The organism is Fictibacillus sp. WQ 8-8, assembly GCF_024494405.1.
In the GTDB taxonomy this organism is placed as follows: Bacteria; Bacillota; Bacilli; order Bacillales; family Fictibacillaceae; genus Fictibacillus_C; species Fictibacillus_C marinisediminis.
This window is the reverse complement of the sequence record NZ_JAMXKG010000028.1, coordinates 1-23,130: the sequence shown is the minus strand read 5'-3', so window position 1 is coordinate 23,130 and position 23,130 is coordinate 1. Positions and strand designations below refer to the sequence as shown.

Below are 23,130 nucleotides of genomic sequence, written 5' to 3'. Positions count from 1 at the left end.
GCGGGACTAGCGTGACAGGTGAGACTCCCGCCGGTGCTTGCACCAAGAGGCTCACCGCACGCCCCGCGGAAAGCGAGCAGCCTGGAACGGAAATCAACAGCTTACAGACTTCTTGGACAGCCCCTTTTTTAAATAGGATATTTAAGTCGACGCTTAATTAAGTAAATGCTAAATTATATCTATGATTGAAAAAGCGATTCATTCATTATCCGTACCTACACGTCGTGCCATATTAGCTGTATTGAGAGGTCGAGAGTTGGCTTCTAGTGACATTGCTGCACACTTTGAGTTATCAGCGCCTGCAATATCTCAGCATTTGAAAGTGCTGCATGAGTCAGGTATGGTGGTTGTCCGCAAATCAGGAACTAAACGCTATTATCGAATCAGAAGGGAAGGTTTCGCAGATTTAAAAGAATTCGTAGATCAGTTCTGGGACAATAGCCTGTTCGCCTTGAAGGAAGCAGCTGAAGAGGAAGAAAGGAGAAAACATGAGTAAGCCTACCGAAAATCTTAGGAAAGAAATTTGGATTGGTTGTAGTCCTAGTACGTTATTCACTTTTTTTACAGATCCCGACAAAATGAACCGGTGGATGGGAAGACATGTATTGTTGGAGCCAAAAATCGGAGGGAAGTACCGGATTGACATAAACGGTGAAAACGTCGCTATTGGTGAGTACAAAGAGCTCATTCCAAATGAAAAGGTAGTACTTACTTGGGGATGGGAAGATTCTGAGGTAATGCCCCCCGGATCAACGACGGTTGAATTTTTGTTGAAGCCACAATATCAGGGTACTCTTTTAATATTAAATCATTATGACATCCCTGTTGAAAAAGTACCCACTAATCAAAAGGGATGGACTCATTATATTGACCGTATCAAACATTTAGGAGAAGGAAATGATCTCGGAGTAGATCCCTGGTCAGTACAAGGTAAATAAAGGGAGGAATAATTATGTCTACAACTATTCAAGAAAAAATCAAATTTAACACCACTCCAGAAAGACTATATCAAGCGCTAACGGATCCCAAGAAGTTCAGCGATTTAACTGGTGCACCTGCAGAAATTCATTCTGAAGAAGGAGGATCTTTTTCCTGTTTCGGTGGAATGATTGCCGGAAGAATGATTGAGCTCATTCCTAATAAACGAATTGTTCAAGCATGGCGTGCAGGAAACTGGGATTCAGGAGTTTATTCAATAGTGAATTTCGAATTGTTTTCAGAAGGAGAAAATACTTTATTATACTTCAATCATACTGGTTTTCCTGAAGGACAAGGGGAGCACTTGAAGCAAGGATGGGAAGAGAATTACTGGAAACCATTAAAAAATATGTAAGTGAATAAGAAGTAGAAAAAGAGGGAGAACTCCATGTCTCTCTCTTTTTTTCAAAAATAGATGTGTTGCTATCTTAGTCATACAAAGATGATTTCGAAAGGCTTACACATTTTTTCTTATTGATTATTTTAAATATACTATTCAAAAAAAGCTTTGTTTGGATTGCCTAAAAGAAATTCCACTTTATTAAACAAAAAATGATTACTGAATATGTGTGTTTTCTAACACTAGTACCTTTTCTTGGGTAGAATGAGCCTTTTCTTTAGTATGATGAACTAATCTTATAATTTCACCCTGAGCCTGCTTGGCACCTTTTACTAATAAGGGAACACCCAATGAATCGATTTTTAGCCTTCTAGATAATAAGCCTCCAATAGTCATGGCGAATGGTACCGTTGGCGATGTATTCGAAAAAATAATCTTTTCATTACTATTAAATTTTTCCTGTAACAATAAACTTAAATTTTTGAGGCTTGGAACTAAAACTTTTGAATTTCCACGACCAATTGTATAAACTGAATCTCCGTCTTCATCTAAACCATGAAATATAATTTTACCCATATCTGATGTATTAAGTTTATTAAAATATCTGACGCTTAAGATATCTTCGGTTGTAAGAGGTTTGTTACTTTGTAATTCTTTTAAGTGATAGGCAGCAGCTAAAGAAGTAGTATGCGTTCCACCATAGTCATTATAAATATAAATCATGTTTTCCTCCATCATCAGTAACGACTTGAGTATTTCTTTATTTTTAGCTATCCATAAAGAAATCATACTTAATGAGTACAGGGGTAGATGATTAGACTGGGGTGACGATAAAAACCATCTATAAATATTTCAGGTAATTTTAAACCATGAAGGAAAGATAATTTTATTGATTCCCAGCGCCCTATAGACTGTCCTAATTAATATCTGCAATCTCTACTGAGAAATCCCTTTGGTTCAAGCATAGATAAAAATAATTGTAAAACCTCCGATCAATCCTCCGTGTATAGCAATACCTCCAAACATTGAAAAAATAAAGCTATAAATTGAGAACTCACAAAAAAAACAAATATCTAAAAAAAAAAGCCTATTTTAAGGCTTCTTTTTGTGCTGTTATCCTCTTGGCTACAAACTCTTCTGGTATCTCTAAATTATTAATTTTTTGACTGTCATCAGTATGACCTAATAAATAGTCAGAAGAAACGTCAAAGGCTGTGTGATCAACTGTTTTGCTCTCTTAAGGATTTTATTCTAAAGCCAATTAATGACATGTTAATACGAAATGTTATCGGAATGTTGCCTGATATTAGTAATTTCTTCACAATGGAGCGGTTTCTTTTATTTCATATTAACAATCAAATGTTTTAATGAAATAGTTAAATCCACAAGGGGGTATTAAATATGAGGAAAAAACCAGTAACTTTAGGCCTGTCATTGGCTATTATGGCATCCAGTGCATTTCCCGCAATTGCCTCGGCTGCCAGCAATGATCAAACGTCACCACTTGACAACCTTAAACCGGTTCAAAGTGTTGAGTTTAATTCAATGAAAGCTCCAAGCACCATTGAAAATATGGTGAAGAATTACACAGAATCAACCATGAAAATTACTTATAAAGATGGCAGTGTCAAAGAAAAACCACTTAACTATCATTCGCTCTTTTTATCAAAAGACAAAATTGCAGAAAATAAAGGCGAAATGATTGCTGCTGGTACCCCTATTGATGCGAAAGGCAATCCAATTGTGGACAGAAGTGTTCCAGATCAACCATCCAATTTTGTATCTGATGCTCCTGACTCCAATAGCCTTCTTCATGCGGGTGGAAAATCTTTTATTGTTTCTCATTATGAGTACGATTCACAGGACAATGCCGGAAACAAAATTTCTGGATTACCGGCATCCATGACCCTTACTCAGGTTGATCGAAATCAGGACAATGGCGAGCTAACTGTTAATAATGCCAAAAAAATCGATTTTTCTAATGTAAATGGTCTATGGATTCCATGTAATGGTTCTACATCACCATGGGGCACTCATCTTGGTTCAGAAGAATATGAACCAGACGCACGGGCTTTTGAAGCGGATCCAACCTCACAAGCTCATAAAGATGTTTCAAACTTTGCTAATTACTACTTTGGGGATAAATCTAAAGCCAACCCTTACTTTTATGGATGGATTCCAGAAATTTCCGTTGACTCTTCCGGCAATGCATCGGTTGTAAAACACTACAGCACAGGAAGATTTTCTCATGAAGTCATGCAGGTTTTACCTGACAACAAAACAGCCTTATTTGGTGATGATGGCGGAAACACGATGATGTTCATGTATGTAGCAGATGAAGAAAAAGATTTTTCTGCCGGGACACTATATGCAGCCAAATTTGATCAAACAAGCTCTGAAAATGGCGGAGCAGGAGATTTAAAATGGATAAAGCTTGGCCATGCATCCGATAAAGAAGTGAAGTCCATCATTGATAAGGGTACTAAGTTCAGTGATATTTTTGATACTGCTTCCGAACCGACTGATGGTTATAAGGCGGTCAAAACAGCAGCAAGCAAAAATGTCGAGTACCTTAAAGTTAAACCTGGAATGGAAAAAGCCGCTGCTTTCCTAGAGTCGCGCAGATATGGGTCATTGCTGGGCGCAACCTCCGAATTTAATAAAATGGAAGGCATCGCCGTCAATAAAAAGGATAAAAAAGCATATGTTGCAATGTCTTATGTAGAGGGAAGCATGAAAAAAGAGGAAGGCAGTATCCGGGACGATATTCAACTTCCTGAACGTAAATCAGGTGTTACCTATCAGCTGGATTTAGGCGGTTCGCAAAATGATATCGATAGCGATTATGTTCCATCAGCCATGAAAGGATTAGTTGTCGGACAGGATCTAGCAACACCTGATGCCTATGGTAATACAGCAGATCCAAATAAAGTAGCTGGTCCTGACAATATCAGCTTCTCAGACGATTTAAATACGTTATTTATCGGAGAAGACAGCTCTCTTCACACGAATAACTTTGTATGGGCATTTAATGTTAAAACCAAAAAACTATCAAGAATTCTTTCCGTTCCTGCTGGAGCAGAAGCAACAGGCTTAAGAGCGGATGCCGATGTTGAGGATTCCCGTTATATCTTAAGCAACTTTCAACATCCTGGTGAAGACCTTGATGGAAAACAAATTACTGCAGTCGACAAAGCCAAATTAGAAGAAGAAATGAAACGAACCATTGGGATTATGGACACTGGTGGAGTTGGCTATCTGTCTGGATTGCCTTCACCAAACCCACTATCAAAATAACTGAATTTGTACTGAATAACGAACGGACCAAAGGCCCTTGAGTTTAGGTTTGCATAGCTGCTAACCATGCCCTAAGGGCTTTTGTGTGTTAAGAGAAATCACACACTTTTTATACAAACCGTTGTAAATTTTTGCTCTTTTTGAAAGGCAGTTTTCGTAACCTTTGTTGCTCTAGGAGTGGTTGATTTCCGTTTCAGGATGCTCGCTTTCCGCGGAGCGTGCGGTGAGCCTCCTCGGCGCACGCGCCTGTGGGTCTCACCTGTCCCGCTTCTCCCGCAGGAGTCTCGCACCTTACACTCCAATCAACTTGTCAATGAAGGCTGTTTACAAAAATGACCCAAAAGCAACAATCTTTTAGAAAAGAGCTTTTTGAAAAAAGTAATAATCACTTCAGAAGATTGATTGCCAAAAGAGTAATAACGCTTTCTACATCGAAATATTGACCTTTTAAAATGGCTGCCACACAATTGTTTTTGCTTGATTGTATCGTTGCTCTACTTCTCTCCAATTCACGATTTTCCACCAATTATCAATATATTTAGCTCGTTCATTTTTATATTGCAGGTAGTAGGCATGTTCCCAAACATCTAGAACAAGCAGCGGAATAACATCCCATTGAGTCAGATTCTGATGCTTTTCAGCTGTTAAAATCTCTAAACGATGGGATCGGGGGGTCCAAACGAGAATCGCCCAACCAACAGCCTCAACATTTTTTGCTGCTTCGGAGAATTGCTTTTTAAATTTTTCAAAGCTTCCAAATGTGTTATATATCGCTCTACTTAGATGATCTGATGGTATACCCCCGCCATGCGGGCTCATAATATGCCAGAAAATTGTGTGTAAATAGTGACCGGAACCGTGAAACGCTGCTTCTCTTTCCCAATGCTTAATCAAATGAAAGTCTCCATTTTCACGTGCTTTTTGCATTTCTAATTCTGCTTTATTAAGTCCATCTACATAGCTTTGATGATGTTTATCATGATGTAATCTCATGATTTCTTCTGAAATGACAGGCTCTAAACCATTATATGGATAAGGAAGAGGAGGTAATCGATGTCCCCCAATTGGGACGACTTGAATTCTTTCATCTTCGTTATGGCCGGATAACAGTTCAGCTCGGTTTAAGAAGCCATTAAGGTTATCATATAAGGAGGTTGCTTTCTTACTTAATTCATGATGGTCATGTATGTGGTTTTCCATTTCTATTTCATTTTTTAATAATAAGAAGGTGTCTTCCCATTGTTGAAGAATAGGATTGTCGAAATTTATTAACTGTTCTCGAACTGATTCCCAAGTTATTTTGATATCTTCACACCATTTCAATAATGACTCTCGATACGTTTTTTCATTTATATGCAATTGTTTCGCCTCCTAGGTAACTGTCACTAACAAGATATGAGTAATTACCGTAAAAATTCACAGAGAAACATTAATAGGGAGTCACTTAGCCAGCACAGTCTTTCTTTTTTGTCTCTCTTATCATTGCGGTAGTTTAAATAAAGCAAGTTAGTGGAACAAAGTGAACAAGCAAAACCCTGAAATTGACCAAATAAGGTCAAATTCAGGGTTTCTGAAATACACAAGGAATGAAAGTGGAAAGGGCGGTTTTCCATTTTATTTAGGTTTTCTCCCATTATCTAATGTATTTTGCGTTTGTCAATTTCGTTACAAATACAGTTGCCTAAAAGTTTTAAAACGTCTGATGCACCTGTGTGGGTGTGTTCTAAAAAAAGAGTAAAAAAGGTATCAAAAGGAACAATGAAGCAATGGTGAAGAATGGAAAGAATATCCCTGATCCATTCGAGGAAAGATAGATTCCCTCAGATGTTACCTTCTTTATAACTCCAAAATACTCATCCCTATGCTGATCAACAATTTTAACTGGTTCTCCACGGTGCTTACGAGCTAAATCATGCAACTGTTTCGTGGACATTTGCAACATTTTCCCCTCCTTCCGTCAACAAGGTAGTCAGAGGAGTTATTACTTTTTCCTGTTGTAAATCAATTTACGTTGGTTTTCTCCCTTAATCTATCGTTGTTGACGTTTGACAATTCGGTTACCTATTTGGCCTTCGGGTTACCTCGTGCCAATATAGGATGATCCGTTTATTGAATGAAATGGATTATTGATATGGTTAATACTCATAATCCCAGTCTCTTCGGCGATTGCTCTTTTGATTTTGGGTTTGAGCTTCAGTTGTTGTTCCTTCTATTATTTTGCATATTTATCCTACCTCCTTTTAATACAATATTCTATTGATCATTTACTAGAAACGGACAAGCACCTTGTTTCAGAAAAAAATCAGAAAATAGATATTCATCGGGATTGACGGTTTGAGGCATAAAGGCAGTAATCATCACAAAATAATGTAATAAATCACCATGTCACTTCACTTATCAAACATCAATAGGATAGATAATTGGTTACAAACCAGTTTGCCAAAAAGGCAGTAGGATTAAATAAATGAGTGGGCTCCCCAATCGGCGTTTTAAACGTTTACTGCAATACTTAAAGATCAGCTGCTATAACAGTGCTAGCTGGTCTTTTTTGCGCTAAAGAGCAGGATAATAAATTTATCTGACGAACAAAATTAGTGATATTTATTGGATATTATGAGTTTAAGAAAGCATCTAAATAGGAGCTTTTAATCTTCCTCTCTGTAGCAACAAACTTTACGAAAACGGCGAAAGAAAAAACCTGTGGTTAGTACGAATTCATTCGAAATTAAAAGTCCACGATAAAAACGTGGACTTTTTCATTATTTACCTCATTTTATGTTCTACAAATTTATGAAATCATTTTTTTAGTGATTTTTTGATAGATTTGTCAGGGAAATAGTAATATCTTTTGGTGAGGAATTTCCTGGTTATTTAACTTTTTGGTACTTTAAAGAGAATGATTGCTATTACAATGACTTCATAAGATTAATGAAAATATTTATAGAGCATTTCAAACTGAAATGATATTAATTTTATCATTTTCTTCATCAATGCGGATCCCATGTAGTTTACCACCAAAAACTACTCCACCATCTATGCCTATTTTGGTTTTACAAGGAGAGAACCAGACATCATCTGATGGAAGGGAATGGAGTTCCCTTGTGGTAGTATGTCCAAAAACGATTCGCTTTCCTGTGCTGTTCACTCCGTTAATGAAATCCTCACGAATCCAATAGTAATCGGCTTCCTCTGTATCCTTCCAGTTTTCTTTTGTTAAATCGACCCCAGCATGCACAAATAAATACTTAGGTGTTTCAAAGTAAAGGTGGGCTTGTCTTAAAAAATGAATTTCACTTTGAAAGTTTTTTAAAATATGTGCCGCTATCTGCTCTTTTTCGTATATATGAATGGCGTTCTCGTCATTGTAGAAGGATTTTATGGTTGGTTCCAGGTCATCGTACCAGGACAATCCCGCATCTTTTTGGTGGTCCAGCCACATTAAGAATTCGCACTCGTGATTCCCTTGAAGTATAATCGCTCCGTATTTTTCGTGCAGCTGTTTTGCCAGAACAATACATTCATAACTTCTTGGTCCTCTATCAATTAAATCTCCCGTTAAAATTAACTGTTCGTTATCGGAGTTCCAATGATTTCGAACAAGTTGAGAAAAAGGCTCGAAACAACCATGAATGTCCCCGATTGCAAAATATTTCATAGATAGTCATCCTCAAAAAATTATTAAGTTAATTATCGCAAAGCCCTAAAGTTTGCAAACTTTACAACGTATTTTTAGTAGAAACCAAAAATACATATATAATTTATGAAGAAGAAGCAAATCTTGCTACAAAAAAACAAAAGGGAGAGTAAAGAGAATTGATAAAAAATAATGTGATTTATACTGAACAAGGGTATGTGAAATATGCTCAGATTACAGATAATGAGGGACATGTCGCAGTACGGAAGGCTCTTTATACGAGTAACCCCTGAAGTATATACCGAAGAAAGTTACAAGGAAGATAAAACCGCCGGGGAAACATTCTTGAACACAAAGGAAGATGAGGGTTTTTCTTTTGTGGAAATCGAATTTAAAATTAGGCTGTTTTCGTAAAGTTTGTTGCTAACCTACTTGATTGTGATCCGAGTCCCGTCAAACTTAGTGAATGAGAAACCAGTGAATTTCTCATGGTAGGTCGCGCTATAGTCCCTAAGAATGCTGATTGCGACAGCTTCCCCAAGCTTCATCCCCTCGATCCCATCTGAACGCCAATGGACGCCGGCTGTGTTTCGGCCTAGGGAGATATTGGCGGCAAGTTTATTCAATTCCCCGCCTATGGTCAATGGTTTACCTGAATAAGGACGCAATGAGAGGCCATCCGAACTGGCGGCGACTGGATTTGGAAGTTTAAACGATTCTTTAAAGAATGCTTTGAGAACAGTGGCTCCTGCCCCAGCGATTGCTGCGTGGCCAGCTGGATAAGCCGGATGGATTGGGCAGCCTTCCGGATAGGCCATAGGAAGCAAGTAGCTGCGGAACTGGCTGAACACTTTTGAAACGGCCTGGGAATGGAGGAGTTCCGAGTTTATCGGGTAGCATGCTGCACCCATCATATGGTTGTGGACGCGTCCTCCGAACTCTTCGGGACGGAGCCTGCGGTGGATAAGATACTTTTGGAACCAGGCGGCCTCAAGGGCTGCCCGCGCCACTTTCGTAACTAAATCCAGAATATGCGGGGCGCCGAAGGTAATAAAACCATCCTGGGTTTCTGATTTAAGGTAGGGATTGTATATATCCAATGCTCCTCTGCCGAAACTGAGCAGAAGTAAACAAGCGGAAAGCGGACCCTGGAAGGCAAAGTCCTGATGAACATATTCACCCAGATCCCTTCCATTGCGGATATAGCGGGGTGTGGGATCAAATAACGGTGCAGCAGGAGTTGAGCCGTTCTGGATCTCCAGCCATCGATCATAGGATGTCATATGATCAGACCCCGCCAAAGCTGTACGATAACGCTGAACGATTGTTGTCCCGCCATAGGGGACGTTTTTCCAAAGAAATTGGGAAATATAAGGGCCAATTAGGTCACCAGGTGTAATCCCGCGAAACAGCGTACCCGTTGTGACTTTGGCGCCGGCTTTTGGCCCGCGAAAATCAGAGAATGACGATAACTCTGAAGCTGCCTCAATGGTCAGTGGATGGGTGCGGTACTCATGAAAAGGCACATCGCGGGTCAGCGCCTGCCAATAAAGTTCAGCCATTTCACCAGCCGCCCAAGCACTTTTGAAGGAAGGAGGCACAGCGATACCCAAGTTGTGGCAGTCCGTTCCCGCAAGATCAAATGCATATGCGGCTTGAGGATTTGCAAGCCTGGCGTCACCGCCGAGAGGAATGGATTCAAAATGGTCTTTGTTACCCGTTTTTAGAGCCTTAATAAGTTGGTTATAGGCATGAAGGTCAACCTCGCCAAGGGAATTATGTGGCAACCCCTTAGAAAAGCTGGCAATTTTAGTTGGATACAATAGTTCCTCACCATTACATGGATGTTCAGTAAGGGGAAGTTCCATCTGGGAACATACTGCCTTATGACGAACACGAAATGCTTTCTCACTGCGCTTTTGTCCATTAAAAGGCCCGATTAAACACTTTTCTTTATTATTGGACTTGTTTCTTTTTGCCATTTTATCACCTTTTTTATTTATCATGTTACTAGATAGAAATCCTGCTTTCTCGATGTACCTATCTGAAGATTTGGCCATCCTGATTTCCTGCTTCAATCAGTTCATTATATTCATTTTTGTTTTATAAGTATGGGTTGTTCACCAATATGAATTATACAATTATTCATTGACAGACTGTTATTGTTCATAATATTACCTTAAGAAAAAGGACTGAAGTAAAAAATTTCTACTTGAAATCACCGCAAAAATAGATTTGGAAAATAAACATTATCTTGATATATTTGTCGAAGAAGAGGACATGGTGTACCCCTGACTTGAAAGAGGGTTATATCTACACAAGTAAAAAGAATTTTGGATACTGTTTTAAATATCAAGTTAATGGAAAGTTTAGAATCGCCCACTAAAGTACTTTTTTAGTGGCAATGTTTATACATTGTACAGACACCTAACAAGCCTAAAACGGCATACAGATAAGAGTAACGAAAAAAGCCGGGAGGTGTCTGTATGTCCGGGTTGCTTGCCGTATTAGCGTACTTTTTTAAAGAAGTCATGTTGTTCGTTTCTTATGTGAAAAACAATGCGTTTCCGCAACCCCTCTCTGAGAACGAGGAGAAAGAATACTTAAAAGCGATGGCCGAGGGAGACCAGGAAGCCAGAAGCAAACTGATCGAACACAACTTGCGTTTGGTTGCACATATCGTAAAGACAATATGAACATAAAGCAATATCAAAAAAGTAACCTGAATACATATGTTATTCAACATTCTTTCCAACTGTATCTCAGTCACAAGCATAGGAAGAAGGTAATTAGAACAGATATCGCTCCCAGATTGTTTATTATTTAAAATTGGACTAGTTGTTCTCCAATTTAAGAACATGAATTGGAACCTAAAGAGAAAAGGACCGAAAATTCAACAGGTTCGGTTTTCAGTACAAGAACTAAATTAGCACACCAACCCATTAATAGGGAAGGTTAGTTGAACAAGAAAAATAAAAAGCATTCTATATTGAATGCTTTTTTTCTCTATCATAATGTGGTGATGTACTAAAGTGTGTTATTATGCGGTCTAATACTTTTTCAGTAAATGGCATGAAGTAATAAAATATGAGCCCCCCTAAACCAACGGTCAATAAAGTTCCGACGCCAATAGGCCCATTTAAAAGCATGGCTATTATCAAGAATACGAGATAAATGAATGTTCTCGAAAAAAATATATTTGTTTTAGTTAATTCTTGTATGATTAATGTTAATCGGTCAACTGGGATCGGTGCAAAATAAATTATGTTTCAATCCATTTATATGGAAATATGGGGATTGTTGAAGACAGAAAAGTAATATTCGATTCTTTAAATGATCTGGTAAATAAATATGAAAGCCCTGATAGTTCATACAATTTAAATGAAGTTGAACCTAGTTTTATGGAAGGAATGACTAAAGGAATTGTAGCTTTCAGAATAAAAATCACAAAAATTGAAGCAAAAGCTAAATTAAGTCAAAATCATCCTGTGGAACGGCAAGAATTAATTATTAAGCATCTGGAAAACACTTCTCAAGAAGATAATATACAAGTAGCATCTCTTATGAAGAAAAATCTGTAAAAATGCAAATAAGAGTCATTCCTTATCCACAAACTGAACAAAAAAAGTCGCTCATGATATGTGGATTCAACACTAAAGGACCGAAAAATCGGTCCTTTTTTTATTGATGATTAATGTTTAACCATGAATTCTATTGTTTGTTCATCTGTGGTTGTTTCATATACATCATTGTCTTCCATGGTTGATCCTAGAATGAGGCGAATTTTATCAATTTTATCAGGGTCTGAATCAATTACTAATCCAACCTCTCCCTCTTTGTTTACTTTTCCATAGAATACGCCGTCATTATCTTCATCATAATCGATGAAATCAAGTCCTGACTCGACTTCTAAACGTTCCTGCTTACCATCTGCAAACACAACAGCTTCTTTAATTGCTGTAAAGTTATAATCCTTATCGGATGTATTTTCAGCAAGGTATTTAATGTAAAGATAATTAAATTCGATTCCGATCTCTTTTTCTGAGACCATGGCAATGTTGGCTTGTTCGTCTTCAGGAACATTGGAAGAGTGTTTGATTGCTACTTGTTCAATGTTTAATTTGATCGGATTGATATTGTACGTTTTGTTTTCCACGACATTGGTTAACACTTCCGAAGATTGCTTAGGTGCATCTTCTTCATTCGATTCACCATTAGAGGATGCTGCGGCTGACTCTTCATCGAAGAGGTCATTGAGGTCTTTCATGTTTGCAAATACAGCTTCCTCTAATTGTTTGTCAGAAACCAATTTATAGTTCCCGTCTTTGTCTTTCTTTAAATTTAATTTCACCGTACGGGTAACCGTTTGTGAATCCTTGTCTTCAAGGTTTTTAACCACGGTTTTTACCATTAAGTTTTCCATTGCTTTGTCTGATTTTTTGGAGGACTCATCAAATGCTGATGCGAAGGCGATCGGCATAACCTTTGCCAAGGCTTCTGTCATTGCTGTCCCTACATCAGGTGAGGTGATTTTTGCTGAAACTTTCGCTTTATCACCACTCGTGGATAATTCTTTGACATCGGTAAAGTCATAATTTTTGGAGATGGCCTTAAGCATTTTATCACTGAGTTCCTCATCCTGTTTATCATCACCATTACCAATATCACTAATGCTGCCTTCTACAAAAGTACTTGCTTCCTTAAAATCCCCATTACGAAACGATTTTAAGAAGCCATTCGTTGCATCTTCAGGACTCTGGTTCCCACATCCCATTAGCCCAGCTGAAAAACACCCTATCATTAGAACGGAAATAAACTTCTTCAAGTTCACAATACTCCCTTTTTCATTATTTAAACCTATTAAATAATACATTAAGACCCCCATAAAAGATAGCAGTGAAACGATTTTGTCATATCTTTTTATTGTATCTAGACCAAAATAGGCCAAAAAACTTGTCATATCAAAAAAGGATTAGCAAGTTTGTCCTAGTGCATAGTGTGAAAAATGAGAGTTTATGGAAGATGGCTGATCCAGAAAGGAACTTAAAGTAAGAGCATTTCTTTGTAATGAGAAATGCTTTTTATTTTTGTCAAAATTAAAAGGATATTTCAATAACAATAATAATATAATAAAAAACAATATGAATTTATTGTAAAACGATAAATCATATGATAAAATGTTTTAAATGAATGTTAAACGAGGTTCAACCACTTTCTTAAAGGTAATTATTTTTCTGGCTGGAATTGCAGTGCTTGCTTTGTGTATCTGGTTGCCTGAGATAGCCGTTAGAGATGCAAGAGTACATCCGGATACGGCTTACTTCCTAATCCCCTTTTTAGTATGTGCATACGGATTCTGTATTGCGTTTTCTGTTGCTTTGTATCAAGCATATAAACTATTAACCTACATCGAAAAGAACAATGCTTTCTCTGAATTATCCCTTAAATCTTTGAAGATTATAAAGAAATGTGCTTTTACAGTCATTATCCTCATTTTGTTAGGAATAGTAAGCTTAAAGGTGCTTGCTAAAGTTACAGGTGGTGATGCAGCAGGTCCTATATCATTATGTCTAATGGGTATTTTAGCAACAAGTATCATCACTGCCATTGTGGACGCACTTCAATAGCCATTAAAAAACATCCTTGAATTAAAACCAGAAAATGATTAACGTTTCGGTAAAAATTAATTAACGAGGTGCTTTTTATGAAACAAGTTACAACATTGTTTTTAAAGCTAGCTGTTATTTTTATAGGAATCCCAGTTCTTGCATTGTGCATATTTTTGGTGCCTAAGATCGGGAATTTTGCTGGAGACTTGTATCCAGATATTGCTTATATGAAATCTCTCGTTTTAATCGATATGTACGCGGCAGCGATACCTTTTTACTTTGCTCTGTATCAAGCTTTTAAACTTTTAAGCTATATTGATAAGAACCAAGCGTTCTCGGAATTATCGGTAAAGGCATTAAAGAATATAAAATACTGTGCCATCACGATCAGTACCTTGTACCTGCTAGGTATGCCACTCTACTATCTCATGGCGGAAAGAGTTGACCCTCCAAGTATCATACCAATCGGATTGGTCATTATTTTCGCCTCTATGGTGATCGCCGTTTTTGCTGCTGTTCTCCAAAGACTTTTACAAGAAGCTATTAATATAAAATCAGAAAATGATTTAACGATCTGAGGTGAATATCATGGCGATTATCATCAATGTTGATGTGATGTTGGCAAAAAGGAAAATGAGCGTAACAGAACTTTCGGAGAGGGTTGGAATTACTATGGCGAATCTTTCCATTCTGAAAAATGGGAAAGGAAAAGCGGTTCGTTTTTCAACATTAGAAGCGATATGTAAGACTTTGGATTGTCAGCCAGGTGATATTTTGGAGTACAAAAGTGACGAAGACACTTAATAAAAACAGACAACAACTTTCTTCAACCAACGGGTACGGGGACGCGGCAGATAAATACCCAATGACACCACCTGTCAAACGTGATCACTGGGGATTTGATAATCCAGCGAAAGCTAAGAGAACTTAAGAAGAAAAGTGGAAGTTTTTCCAACGCGTACGGGATGAAATTGGCGATCGCATCGAAACGTTTGCTAAAACGGGAGAGTAAAAAAAGCCGCTCTATTGAGCGGGTTTTTTTATGTATTCATTTTAGAAAGTGTTCCAATCCGTTTTCAAAGCTCGATAAAAGATATTCTGCCGTTCTGGGTTCGGTAGTGGCTAACTCATGAAATTGCTGTATAACTCGATTGAAACGAAAGGAAGTCTCATCTTCATCTTGATCTGGCGGGTCTAACGAGAGAAATAGGAACTCCTTTTGAATCAGCCTCTACCGTGAGCCTTTTCTTGTTGCGTATCAGTCGTATTCGTTGCCCTAAATCTTGTAGCATTTATGATTACCTCCTTACAATTATCTGAAGTTCTGATTTTAAGAACTTAATTCGATAACCATCGTGGATTTTCTTTGAACGACAACGTTTATTTACCAAAAGTTACTTGTACCTTACATTAGCTTACAAAAATAAACCAATGATAAACTTATATTGGGTGATTTAATTGTTTGTATCTCCAATGTTACTGCAACGAATGGAAGAACCATTCAATCATGACGATTTTATAAGTGAGCTTAAACTCGACGAAATCCGTTTAATCTATTCCCATATGGATTCTGTCAAACTATATACAAGGCATAAGAACGAGGTTACGAAAAAGTTCCCTGAATTGATGGACTTGGGCATCCCTAAAGGCAAGGTCCTAGATGGAGAACTAATTTTAACCGATCAAAATGGCCATCCTGATTTTGAGGCCATCATGAGCCGTTTTCAGATTACTAACCAGGACAAAATTCAACGCAGCTCCCATAGATGCCCTGTACATTTCTGTGCCTTTGATATTCTGTATCATGAAGGGGAATCTGTGATTTACCTTCCGTTATCCGAAAGAAAAAAAACCTCTTGGGTTCCGTGGCTAGCGAGAATGGTTGTTTATCAACGGTTCGTTGGTTAAAAGGAAATGGAATCGAGTTATTTTCCCTTTGTCAGGATAAGGGTTTAGAAGGCATCGCCTTAAAAAAAGCAAGTTCCACTTACCAAAGTAATTACCGCTCTTCATCATGGATAAAAGTCATCAATTATCAATATGAGGATGTATTTATCATGGGTTATCGGAAGAAGGAGTTTGGGTGGATCCTTAGTAAGGTTATAGACGGTGAAATGAAAATGATTGGGGATACTGAGTTTGTGCCTCCTATGGCACGAAGTAATTTTTATCTGTTAGCCAAGGGGTTAGTGGTGAACGAAACACAGGATGTTGTCTATCTTAAACCAAATGTCCCCTGTACGTGAAATTCAGGAATTACACCCAAACAGGAATGTTACGAATGCCTGTTTTAGTGAAGTTTATAGACTAGAATTTTGATCAAATCTTAGACTGCTCTTAGGGGCGGTCTTTGTTTTTGACCAACATTATATCCCTCTAAATGGGGATTGAATTAAGGTTAAAATATGTGAAGATAGAAAAAGTAAAAGGTAAAGTGGTGAAAAACATGACATATCAACAAATTAAATGGTTAATTTTAATGCTGCCTACACTTTCGATTGCCATCTGGGAATATATAAGACATACTTTTTTAATGCCGTATGTATCGATGGAAGTGGGTAATATCTTGTCTCCATTGATTGTGTTCGGGGTGACAGTAATTTTCCTTTTTAAGCTATTTTCGATCCTTGAAAAAATACAAGAAGAATTGAATAAGGAAAGAGCACAAAAAGTAGCCCTCCAAGAAAGGGCCAAGATTGCCAGAGAACTACACGATGGTATTGCTCAGTCTTTATTTTTATTATCCATAAAAATTAACAAACTTGGAAAACAGGCAAAACTAGACTCAAATCCACACTTTATAAAAATGAAAAAGACGCTACAACATATTCATGAAAACACAAGACAGGCCATAAACAATTTGCGTGTTCCCCCAGAAGAAGCTGAATTTCCTTGGACTGAAACGTTAGTACAGTACATTCATGAATTGGAAAGGGAACATCATTTGAAAGTTGACTTACAATGGAATATAAATGAATCTCTTCTTTCCACAAAGGATAAGGTGGAGTTATTTGCGTGCATCAAAGAAGCATTATTTAATGTAGTCAAACATGCCAGCACAAATGAGGTCTGGATTGATGCTAATCAAAATCAGAACGGATGGCTTTGTAAAATTAAGAATAAATGTTCGGAGCAACATATAAAAAGGGACCACAGAGGTTATGGTCTGCAAATATTAGAAGACAGGGCGAAAGCAATGGGGTGGCTATTTCATATCCAGCTTTTACATGGGGACATACTGGTGTCATTTGAGAAGAGGAGGTAGAGCATGAAGGAACCAATTCGCCTCTTGGTGGTGGATGACCATCAGCATGCCAGAGAGGGTATATGTGATTTGTTAGAGGAGTACAGTGATTTTAAAATAATTGGGGAGGCCAAAAATGGCCTAGAAGCGATTGAGTTAACGGAAAAATTGCAGCCTGATCTCGTTTTAATGGATATCCGAATGCCTCTAATGGATGGATTGGAAGCAACAAAGTATATAAAGGATCAGAACCCATCTGTAAAAATCGTTATTATGACGGTCTCGGATGACATTACCGATCTTTTTGAGGCTGTTAAAAGAGGGGCACAAGGTTATCTGCTAAAAAACCTAGATTCAACTGAATGGTACAGTTACTTGTGTGCTTTTGCAGTAGATGAGGTGCCAATGTCCCAAAACATGGCATTTCGTATTTTACAAGAATTCACGCAAGATATAAAGAAAGAAGAAAAAACACCGTTATCCGCTCGTGAAAAGGAAATATTACAATTGGTCGCACAAGGCCAATCGAATCGGGGAATTTCTGAGTGTCTTTTTATTTCTGAGCACACAGTAAAAAGCCATCTTAAAAATATCCTTAGTAAACTTCATTTGGACAACCGTGTTCAACTAACAAGCTATGCCTATCGTAAAGGATGGATTCAACCTTGAAACAATGGACATAATTAATTCCGATAAACTTTTACTTTCTAAGAAAACATTCATTAGGATTAAAATACTATAAAAAGTATGACTCTGTGCCTAAAATTGCAGCAGGTCATAGTCAAGATTAAAGATGGCATGAAGTTAGGAGTCTTTTATGTATCGATTAATGAAGACCATTCATCGGATATTTGGTATCACAGGATCTTTGCTTGTCCTATTAATGGCGATAACAGGCTTATTATTGAACCACCGTTCCTGGATTGGATATGGTTCTAATAACGATTTGATAATGCAGAAATGGATATTTGGAATTCACTCAGGTGTTTTAGGCGATACTTCCATTGTATGGCTAACTGACCTTGGTGCCATTTGCATGATTGTATTTAGTTTGACGGGCATTTGGTTATGGTTTAAAGGAAGCCGAAAGGCCAAAAGAAAATTAATAAAGTGAACGTACAAAAAAGGAGAATGATTAACACATGAAAACCAAAGGGTTTCTACTTATTCCGCTTACTTTCGCAGTAAGCCTTGGCCTTGCAGGATGCAGCTCCTCACAGAATTCTGGCGATGATCACTCGCAGCATGAGCATAAAGACACCAATACTAACAAGCCCAATAACAGCCAAACCGCTAAGGCCATCAAAGAAGAGCTTAATGGACTGGCTGCCATCGAAAAAGATGTCAATAAAAAGGATTTTAAAAGTGCTGCCGACCAATTTGAGTCGATGCATGAAGAATATCATTCCGCTGTGCTTCCTCCCATTGAAGCAAAAAACAAAAAGATGGGAGAGGACATGCATGGCAAGTTTGATGCATTAGAAGAAGCTATTAACAGCAAGGACAAAACTCAAATCCTAAAGAATGTAAAAATTAATCGAGACAGCCTTCAAAAGGCTGCAAAAGAATTAGGAATTCAACTATAATTAATCGTTTGGTAGTAAGAACCAGGTAAAAATAATTTCAGAGCATAAAAAAATCAGACCTTAACGTCTGATTTTTTTACTGAACGATAAACTGTTTTTGTGGCATGGTGTGCATTTCTCGAGCCGTTACATGTGCTATTACATGATATTTTCCTGCTTTATTGAATTTCGGTCGAATATAATATAAACCATTTTTTTGAGGTGTTTTAGATCTGATTTTAGTATGTTGTGATGTACTATCCTGCCATACTTCAAATATTACTTCATCGGCATCCGTTACAATAAGGTTATCCTGAGTGACTTTGGCTTGGATGGAAAAAGGTTGGCCTTTTTTAGGTTTGTCTGGAACCACCTTTACATCCACATGAACGGGTTTTGAGTTATCCTTTATTTCTTCGGTGGTTGATGAATGATGATTATGTACATGATTATTACAGGCACTTAATAAGAATAGAAAAGTTAAAAGAAATATATGCTTCATTTTCAATTAATCATCTTTCCTTTTTATTTAAATCTCTTGTATCGTTAACTATTTTTTTGAAGGGAACATTTTGAACACCATCATACCTTTTGATTACTTGTCCTTTTTGATTAATCAGAAAAAAGGAAGTACCATGTATAAACTGATCAGAAGTTGGGTCCGCGGAAACAGCAGTTTTAAATGATTTCCTTGCAAATGTTTCGATGTCTTTTTGGTGATAGCCAGTTAAAAAGTGCCAATTTGAAAAGTTAGCATCAAATTTCATCCCGAATGCCTTAAGTTTTTGAGGTGTATCTCTTTTGGGGTCCACACTAAAAGAAACAATTTGGGCTTTTACCCCATTGTCTTTTAATAACTTCTGTACTTTAGCCATGTGAGCAGTCATAGGAGGACAAACTGTTTCACAGTTAGCAAAAATAAAATTAGCAAGCCATACTTTATTATCTAAATCAGCTTGCGAATAGGAATTACCATCTTGATCTATATACGAAAATGAACCTACCTTTGGATATTGGTCCCCGTTCGATACACTTTGTACTTTTGCCTTATTTCCGTTGCTACAAGCTGCTAATCCAAAAATAAGGGAAAATAATATCAATATGATAGTTTTCTTTTTTCTCACCGTGTGTTCCTTCTTTCTTCCTTATTCTGAATAAACAAACACTATTATCTTTTCATAGTCCCTCACTTTTTTGAATCCCTCTTTTGGGCGATACTTGCCTAATTTTTAAGCGTTTATATTAAAAGGTTATTATAAGAGCCATTTTACACACTGTTCAAAGATTCAATAAATTTGTCTTTAAATATACCCCTATCGAGTGATGACGGTATAAATAATCCTCCCTTATACTCAATTAGTATTTAAACCACTGGATTAGGAGTGGAAAAAAGGAATAAGGGTGTAGGTGATTATGGAGGCAATTAAGCTAGTGTCAAGGTTGGAAAATAAAAAAAGCAGGGAAGGAACTCACTCGATTTACCAGACAGTGTGGAGATGGCATTTTTATGCTGGTATTATCTTTGCACCATTTTTAATTATTTTGGCCTTTAGTGGAGGAGTATATCTTTTTAAGCCTCAAATAGAAAATGTACTGTATAAGGATCTTTACTATGTAAAAAAAGCCTTAGAAAAAGAACTAACGCCGACAGAACTGGTTAACAAGGTAAAAAAGCAATATCCTAAGAGCACGGTTACAGCTGTTAAATCTTATGATGACCCTAAAAGGACGGCTGAGATCAGTATCAAGAACGGAGAGTCAATGAATTCTGTATATATTGATCCGTATAACGGTAAGATTCATGGCTCTCTGGCTGAAGAGAAAAAGTTTACGGAGATATTTAAAAAACTCCACAGTGAACTCATCGTTGGAGGTACTTTCGCTAATCGACTTGTAGAACTTGCGGCATGTTGGGGTGTTATTCTCCTAGGAACTGGTCTTTATATTTGGTGGCCAAGAAATAAACAATCGATTTGGGGAACTATCCTTCCTCGGTTCAGTGCGAAAGGAAGAACATTCTGGAGGGACATGCATGCTGTTCCAGCCTTCTGGGTATCACTTGGTATTTTGCTTTTAATTGCAACGGGTTTACCATGGTCAGGTGTAATGGGGGAAAAAATCAACAAAATGGCCACTTCAACGAATACAGGATATCCTCCATTTGCTTTTAATTATATGGGAAAACCAGAGTCGGAAGTTACAACTAAAGACGTGGCAAAAGATGTCCCTTGGGCGACAGAAAATCAACCTGTTCCTGCTTCCGAAAAAGGGAAACATTCATTGACGCTAGAAAATGTGCGTGCCATTGCAAGCAAAGAAAAGATTCAGAAACCATATAGCATTTCATTACCTGAAGGGGCGAAGGGAGTTTACACGATTTCGACCTCTAGTCCAAATCCTATGAAGGACGCGACCTTGAACATTGATCAATACAATGGAAAAGTTTTAACCGATGTCCGCTTTCATGATTATGGAATCATGGCAAAGTTGATTTCATTAGGCCTCGCCTTTCACCAAGGGACTTTGTTTGGACTTGCCAATCAGATAGTAGGACTTATTTTATGCCTAGGACTAATAGGAATTGCTTTATCATCTTATATTATGTGGAGAAAGCGAAAACCTCGAGGCAAGTTAGGTTCTATATCGCCAGCCAAAAGCAGAAAGGTTACAACCATTATATTTTTCATTATGCTAAGTATGGGACTAGTTATGCCTTTGGTCGGAATATCGATTGTTGTCGTCTTCCTCCTTGATTGGCTAATAATTAAAAGAATTGAACCCCTAAATGCTTGGTTAAATTATATCAGAAATGATGGGTATTAGCCTTTTTTCTCTTATTAGATCAGTTTGGGATGCAACAAAAATAGCTGGCAAATGGAAATAACGCATATGAGGATGATTAACAAACAAATTATAAAAACATGAAAACCAGCAGCGTTTTGCTGCTGGTTTCACTCTATTAAACTTTGGGCGATTGTATAGCCAATAAGATATGCAGCCGCAGAAGTATTGCCGTCCACAGTAAAGGGGATAATGGAAGCATCCGCCACAACTAGATTTTCGACGCCGTGAACTCTGCCTCGATGATCGACAACCCCACCTTGATTGAAAGGTGCCATCCTTAAAAAACTTTGCTGATGATGATTATGACCAAAGTTTTCCTTAATGAACTCTTCAAGTGCTTCATCATCATCAATCATTTCAAGGGATGGATTAATAAGCCGATAAGCAGGATCAATTTTGGACAACTCCATTGCTATTGGCCTTATATATTCCCTGTAAATCCCCTTTACGCTCTCCAAATCAAATGGATCGTCGAGAAAGCCTTCGTCTGCCAGAACGATTTTCAATGGATCATTATTCTGGATTTGAATGGATCCTCGGCTCCTTGGTTGTAAGAAGAGGATTACGATGACCAAATTACCATCTAATACAGTGCCAACCAGTTGAACACTTCTGCGGCTTCCATTTTTGTTGAGCGGATGCGGCAAGAACGCACCTCCTGTGTAAAGAGCGAATGGGTCATTTTGGAGTTCAGCCATATCCTGTTGATCCATAGAAAATACAGCAGTGTTCAAGGTATGATTTACTAAGTTTTTTCCTACATTGGAATTATTAAAAACAACTGGAATTCCAGCCTTTATAAGGTCTCTTGAAGGCCCGATGCCAGAAAGCATTAAGAGCTGAGGGCTATTGATCCCGGCTGATACAATTACTTTTTTACGTGCAAAAGCCTTTACTTTTTTGCCTTCCTTAATCATTTCTACCCCGACCGCTTTTTTTCCATGAAAGAGGATCCTCAGTGCAGTCGATCTATAAATAACCCGCAATTTGCGGCCATTAACCCCAAACCCGTCAGGAGTCATAATGTCTGGAGACAGAAAAGCGGTGGATGAACTCTCCCGCCGACCATTTCTCTTTTGGTACAGCTGCCATTTCGTAAATGCACCAATCGGGGTCGTTGGATCATTATAATCACTAATTTTTTCCACCCCTGTTGATTGGACAATAGCCCGAACCAATTTTTGCGAAATACGAGGCGGGTTGTCAGGTGCTTGCCTGATATTTATCCGTCCCTTATATCCATGATATTTAGGGTTTTCCGTTACTCCGCAGAATTTTTCCAACTCTTTAAAACTCCGAATGGCCCGTGCAGGACTCCACATCCTTCCTAGAAGCTTTTCCCATTCCCTTAGGACAGAAGGCGTCGGCCGTACATACTGTTCACCGTTAATAGAAGAGCCCCCGCCAGATAGCCTTCCTGTTGTCCATTCGAAAGTGCGGTTATCTAGTCCTTTCTGAGGAACCCCTTCTCCTTGCCAAAAATACTGGGGGAAAAAATTTTCTTCCAATTCAAGTGCAAATCGAGAATCACTTATTGGAGTATCCCTATCATTATTATCCCCCGCCTCCAAAACGAGGACCGAAGTCTTTTTGTCATCCGTTAGAGTCTTGGCAATAAC

Annotated in this window: 23 protein-coding genes and 3 pseudogenes; 17 read left to right on the top strand and 9 right to left on the bottom strand. The window is 37.9% G+C overall.

The window, feature by feature from the left end; genetic code table 11:
- The first annotated feature begins 181 nt into the window (after positions 1-181).
- From M1K46_RS24975 to M1K46_RS24965, 3 genes are read left to right on the top strand one after another with little or no spacing between them, the layout of a single operon-like run.
- Positions 182-496 (top strand): ArsR/SmtB family transcription factor, encoded by a 315-nt coding sequence (locus tag M1K46_RS24975; RefSeq protein WP_256228151.1) that lies wholly within the window; start codon positions 182-184, stop codon positions 494-496.
- The gene (locus M1K46_RS24970) at positions 489-938 is read left to right on the top strand and encodes an SRPBCC family protein (protein ID WP_256228150.1); all 450 of its coding nucleotides are present in this window, start codon (positions 489-491) and stop codon (positions 936-938) included. The genes M1K46_RS24975 and M1K46_RS24970 overlap by 8 nt, the downstream gene beginning before the upstream one ends.
- A gap of 14 nt (positions 939-952) precedes the next feature.
- Positions 953-1,333 carry an SRPBCC family protein gene (locus M1K46_RS24965; RefSeq protein ID WP_256228149.1) on the top strand — a complete coding sequence of 127 codons (381 nt, stop codon included), beginning with the start codon at positions 953-955 and terminating at the stop codon, positions 1,331-1,333.
- 201 nt (positions 1,334-1,534) lie between these two features.
- Here M1K46_RS24965 and M1K46_RS24960 read toward each other — a convergent pair whose 3' ends face one another.
- The gene (locus tag M1K46_RS24960) at positions 1,535-2,041 is read right to left on the bottom strand and encodes a DUF3189 family protein (protein ID WP_256228148.1); all 507 of its coding nucleotides are present in this window, start codon (positions 2,039-2,041) and stop codon (positions 1,535-1,537) included.
- A gap of 678 nt (positions 2,042-2,719) precedes the next feature.
- Between M1K46_RS24960 and M1K46_RS24955 the strand changes: the two genes are divergently transcribed.
- Complete coding sequence (locus M1K46_RS24955; protein WP_256228147.1) at positions 2,720-4,615, top strand: PhoX family protein; 1,896 nt, start codon at positions 2,720-2,722, stop codon at positions 4,613-4,615.
- A gap of 447 nt (positions 4,616-5,062) precedes the next feature.
- On the opposite strand, the gene M1K46_RS24950 is transcribed toward M1K46_RS24955, so the two are convergent.
- From M1K46_RS24950 to M1K46_RS24940, 3 genes are all read right to left on the bottom strand, one after another.
- Complete coding sequence (locus M1K46_RS24950) at positions 5,063-5,968, bottom strand: superoxide dismutase (protein WP_375162249.1); 906 nt, start codon at positions 5,966-5,968, stop codon at positions 5,063-5,065.
- Between the two features lie 1,597 nt (positions 5,969-7,565).
- On the bottom strand, positions 7,566-8,270 hold the full coding sequence (locus M1K46_RS24945) for a metallophosphoesterase family protein (protein WP_256228145.1): 705 nt from the start codon (positions 8,268-8,270) through the stop codon (positions 7,566-7,568).
- A 407-nt stretch (positions 8,271-8,677) separates the two neighbouring features.
- On the bottom strand, positions 8,678-10,231 hold the full coding sequence (locus M1K46_RS24940; protein ID WP_256228153.1) for a vanadium-dependent haloperoxidase: 1,554 nt from the start codon (positions 10,229-10,231) through the stop codon (positions 8,678-8,680).
- A gap of 504 nt (positions 10,232-10,735) precedes the next feature.
- On the opposite strand from M1K46_RS24940, the pseudogene M1K46_RS24935 reads away from it, so the two are divergent.
- A pseudogene (locus M1K46_RS24935) lies at positions 10,736-10,936 on the top strand (RNA polymerase subunit sigma-70); the annotation flags it as partial.
- A gap of 297 nt (positions 10,937-11,233) precedes the next feature.
- Here the strand turns inward: M1K46_RS24935 and M1K46_RS24930 are convergent.
- Positions 11,234-11,506: pseudogene (locus M1K46_RS24930) on the bottom strand (YitT family protein); the annotation flags it as partial.
- On the opposite strand from M1K46_RS24930, the gene M1K46_RS24925 reads away from it, so the two are divergent.
- The gene (locus M1K46_RS24925; RefSeq protein WP_375162248.1) at positions 11,507-11,830 is read left to right on the top strand and encodes an FMN-binding negative transcriptional regulator; all 324 of its coding nucleotides are present in this window, start codon (positions 11,507-11,509) and stop codon (positions 11,828-11,830) included.
- A gap of 110 nt (positions 11,831-11,940) precedes the next feature.
- Here the strand turns inward: M1K46_RS24925 and M1K46_RS24920 are convergent, their stop codons facing one another.
- Positions 11,941-13,074: a hypothetical protein gene (locus M1K46_RS24920; RefSeq protein WP_256228144.1), complete on the bottom strand. Its 1,134-nt coding sequence runs from the start codon at positions 13,072-13,074 to the stop codon at positions 11,941-11,943.
- A gap of 361 nt (positions 13,075-13,435) precedes the next feature.
- Between M1K46_RS24920 and M1K46_RS24915 the strand changes: the two genes are divergently transcribed.
- The 10 genes and pseudogenes from M1K46_RS24915 to M1K46_RS24870 all read left to right on the top strand — a co-directional run bounded on the left by M1K46_RS24915 (position 13,436) and on the right by M1K46_RS24870 (position 18,688).
- The gene (locus M1K46_RS24915) at positions 13,436-13,876 is read left to right on the top strand and encodes a DUF2975 domain-containing protein (RefSeq protein ID WP_256228143.1); all 441 of its coding nucleotides are present in this window, start codon (positions 13,436-13,438) and stop codon (positions 13,874-13,876) included.
- A gap of 77 nt (positions 13,877-13,953) precedes the next feature.
- A complete protein-coding gene (locus tag M1K46_RS24910; RefSeq protein ID WP_256228142.1) occupies positions 13,954-14,436 on the top strand; it encodes a DUF2975 domain-containing protein in 483 nt (160 codons plus the stop codon).
- Between the two features lie 10 nt (positions 14,437-14,446).
- Positions 14,447-14,662: a helix-turn-helix domain-containing protein gene (locus M1K46_RS24905; protein ID WP_256228141.1), complete on the top strand. Its 216-nt coding sequence runs from the start codon at positions 14,447-14,449 to the stop codon at positions 14,660-14,662.
- A gap of 37 nt (positions 14,663-14,699) precedes the next feature.
- A pseudogene (locus M1K46_RS24900) lies at positions 14,700-14,870 on the top strand (arsenate reductase); the annotation flags it as partial.
- Between the two features lie 446 nt (positions 14,871-15,316).
- Positions 15,317-15,766: a hypothetical protein gene (locus M1K46_RS24895; protein WP_256228140.1), complete on the top strand. Its 450-nt coding sequence runs from the start codon at positions 15,317-15,319 to the stop codon at positions 15,764-15,766.
- Positions 15,767-15,915: 149 nt separating this feature from the next.
- Complete coding sequence (locus M1K46_RS24890) at positions 15,916-16,104, top strand: hypothetical protein (protein ID WP_256228136.1); 189 nt, start codon at positions 15,916-15,918, stop codon at positions 16,102-16,104.
- A gap of 161 nt (positions 16,105-16,265) precedes the next feature.
- Positions 16,266-17,123 carry a sensor histidine kinase gene (locus M1K46_RS24885; protein WP_231689231.1) on the top strand — a complete coding sequence of 286 codons (858 nt, stop codon included), beginning with the start codon at positions 16,266-16,268 and terminating at the stop codon, positions 17,121-17,123.
- Positions 17,124-17,126: 3 nt separating this feature from the next.
- A complete protein-coding gene (locus M1K46_RS24880) occupies positions 17,127-17,771 on the top strand; it encodes a response regulator (RefSeq protein WP_256228135.1) in 645 nt (214 codons plus the stop codon).
- 148 nt (positions 17,772-17,919) lie between these two features.
- Positions 17,920-18,216, top strand: a complete 297-nt coding sequence (locus tag M1K46_RS24875; RefSeq protein WP_256228134.1) for a hypothetical protein — start codon at positions 17,920-17,922, stop codon at positions 18,214-18,216.
- Between the two features lie 28 nt (positions 18,217-18,244).
- Positions 18,245-18,688: a hypothetical protein gene (locus tag M1K46_RS24870; protein ID WP_091004381.1), complete on the top strand. Its 444-nt coding sequence runs from the start codon at positions 18,245-18,247 to the stop codon at positions 18,686-18,688.
- A gap of 76 nt (positions 18,689-18,764) precedes the next feature.
- On the opposite strand, the gene M1K46_RS24865 is transcribed toward M1K46_RS24870, so the two are convergent.
- Both M1K46_RS24865 and M1K46_RS24860 read right to left on the bottom strand, forming a co-directional pair.
- Positions 18,765-19,169: a FixH family protein gene (locus tag M1K46_RS24865; protein WP_254781452.1), complete on the bottom strand. Its 405-nt coding sequence runs from the start codon at positions 19,167-19,169 to the stop codon at positions 18,765-18,767.
- A 10-nt stretch (positions 19,170-19,179) separates the two neighbouring features.
- Positions 19,180-19,791, bottom strand: coding sequence for an SCO family protein (locus M1K46_RS24860; RefSeq protein WP_256228132.1), 612 nt, complete (start codon positions 19,789-19,791; stop codon positions 19,180-19,182).
- A 289-nt stretch (positions 19,792-20,080) separates the two neighbouring features.
- Between M1K46_RS24860 and M1K46_RS24855 the strand changes: the two genes are divergently transcribed.
- Positions 20,081-21,490, top strand: a complete 1,410-nt coding sequence (locus M1K46_RS24855) for a PepSY-associated TM helix domain-containing protein (protein ID WP_256228131.1) — start codon at positions 20,081-20,083, stop codon at positions 21,488-21,490.
- 128 nt (positions 21,491-21,618) lie between these two features.
- On the opposite strand, the gene M1K46_RS24850 is transcribed toward M1K46_RS24855, so the two are convergent.
- Positions 21,619-23,130: GMC family oxidoreductase (locus M1K46_RS24850; protein ID WP_256228129.1), on the bottom strand; the 1,512-nt coding region annotated here is incomplete at its 5' end.

What these genes read in the sequence shown, in the direction of transcription:
- M1K46_RS24955 (WP_256228147.1), top strand. Translation starts at nt 2,720, where the DNA reads ATGAGGAAAAAACCAGTAACTTTAGGCCTGTCATTGGCTATTATGGCA.
- M1K46_RS24905 (WP_256228141.1), top strand. Translation starts at nt 14,447, where the DNA reads ATGGCGATTATCATCAATGTTGATGTGATGTTGGCAAAAAGGAAAATG.
- M1K46_RS24880 (WP_256228135.1), top strand. Translation starts at nt 17,127, where the DNA reads ATGAAGGAACCAATTCGCCTCTTGGTGGTGGATGACCATCAGCATGCC.
- M1K46_RS24910 (WP_256228142.1), top strand. Translation starts at nt 13,954, where the DNA reads ATGAAACAAGTTACAACATTGTTTTTAAAGCTAGCTGTTATTTTTATA.
- M1K46_RS24945 (WP_256228145.1), bottom strand. Translation starts at nt 8,270, where the DNA reads ATGAAATATTTTGCAATCGGGGACATTCATGGTTGTTTCGAGCCTTTT.
- M1K46_RS24890 (WP_256228136.1), top strand. Translation starts at nt 15,916, where the DNA reads ATGGGTTATCGGAAGAAGGAGTTTGGGTGGATCCTTAGTAAGGTTATA.
- M1K46_RS24915 (WP_256228143.1), top strand. Translation starts at nt 13,436, where the DNA reads ATGAATGTTAAACGAGGTTCAACCACTTTCTTAAAGGTAATTATTTTT.
- M1K46_RS24940 (WP_256228153.1), bottom strand. Translation starts at nt 10,231, where the DNA reads ATGGCAAAAAGAAACAAGTCCAATAATAAAGAAAAGTGTTTAATCGGG.
- M1K46_RS24970 (WP_256228150.1), top strand. Translation starts at nt 489, where the DNA reads ATGAGTAAGCCTACCGAAAATCTTAGGAAAGAAATTTGGATTGGTTGT.
- M1K46_RS24960 (WP_256228148.1), bottom strand. Translation starts at nt 2,041, where the DNA reads ATGATTTATATTTATAATGACTATGGTGGAACGCATACTACTTCTTTA.
- M1K46_RS24975 (WP_256228151.1), top strand. Translation starts at nt 182, where the DNA reads ATGATTGAAAAAGCGATTCATTCATTATCCGTACCTACACGTCGTGCC.
- M1K46_RS24870 (WP_091004381.1), top strand. Translation starts at nt 18,245, where the DNA reads ATGAAAACCAAAGGGTTTCTACTTATTCCGCTTACTTTCGCAGTAAGC.
- M1K46_RS24855 (WP_256228131.1), top strand. Translation starts at nt 20,081, where the DNA reads ATGGAGGCAATTAAGCTAGTGTCAAGGTTGGAAAATAAAAAAAGCAGG.
- M1K46_RS24965 (WP_256228149.1), top strand. Translation starts at nt 953, where the DNA reads ATGTCTACAACTATTCAAGAAAAAATCAAATTTAACACCACTCCAGAA.
- M1K46_RS24865 (WP_254781452.1), bottom strand. Translation starts at nt 19,169, where the DNA reads ATGAAGCATATATTTCTTTTAACTTTTCTATTCTTATTAAGTGCCTGT.
- M1K46_RS24875 (WP_256228134.1), top strand. Translation starts at nt 17,920, where the DNA reads ATGTATCGATTAATGAAGACCATTCATCGGATATTTGGTATCACAGGA.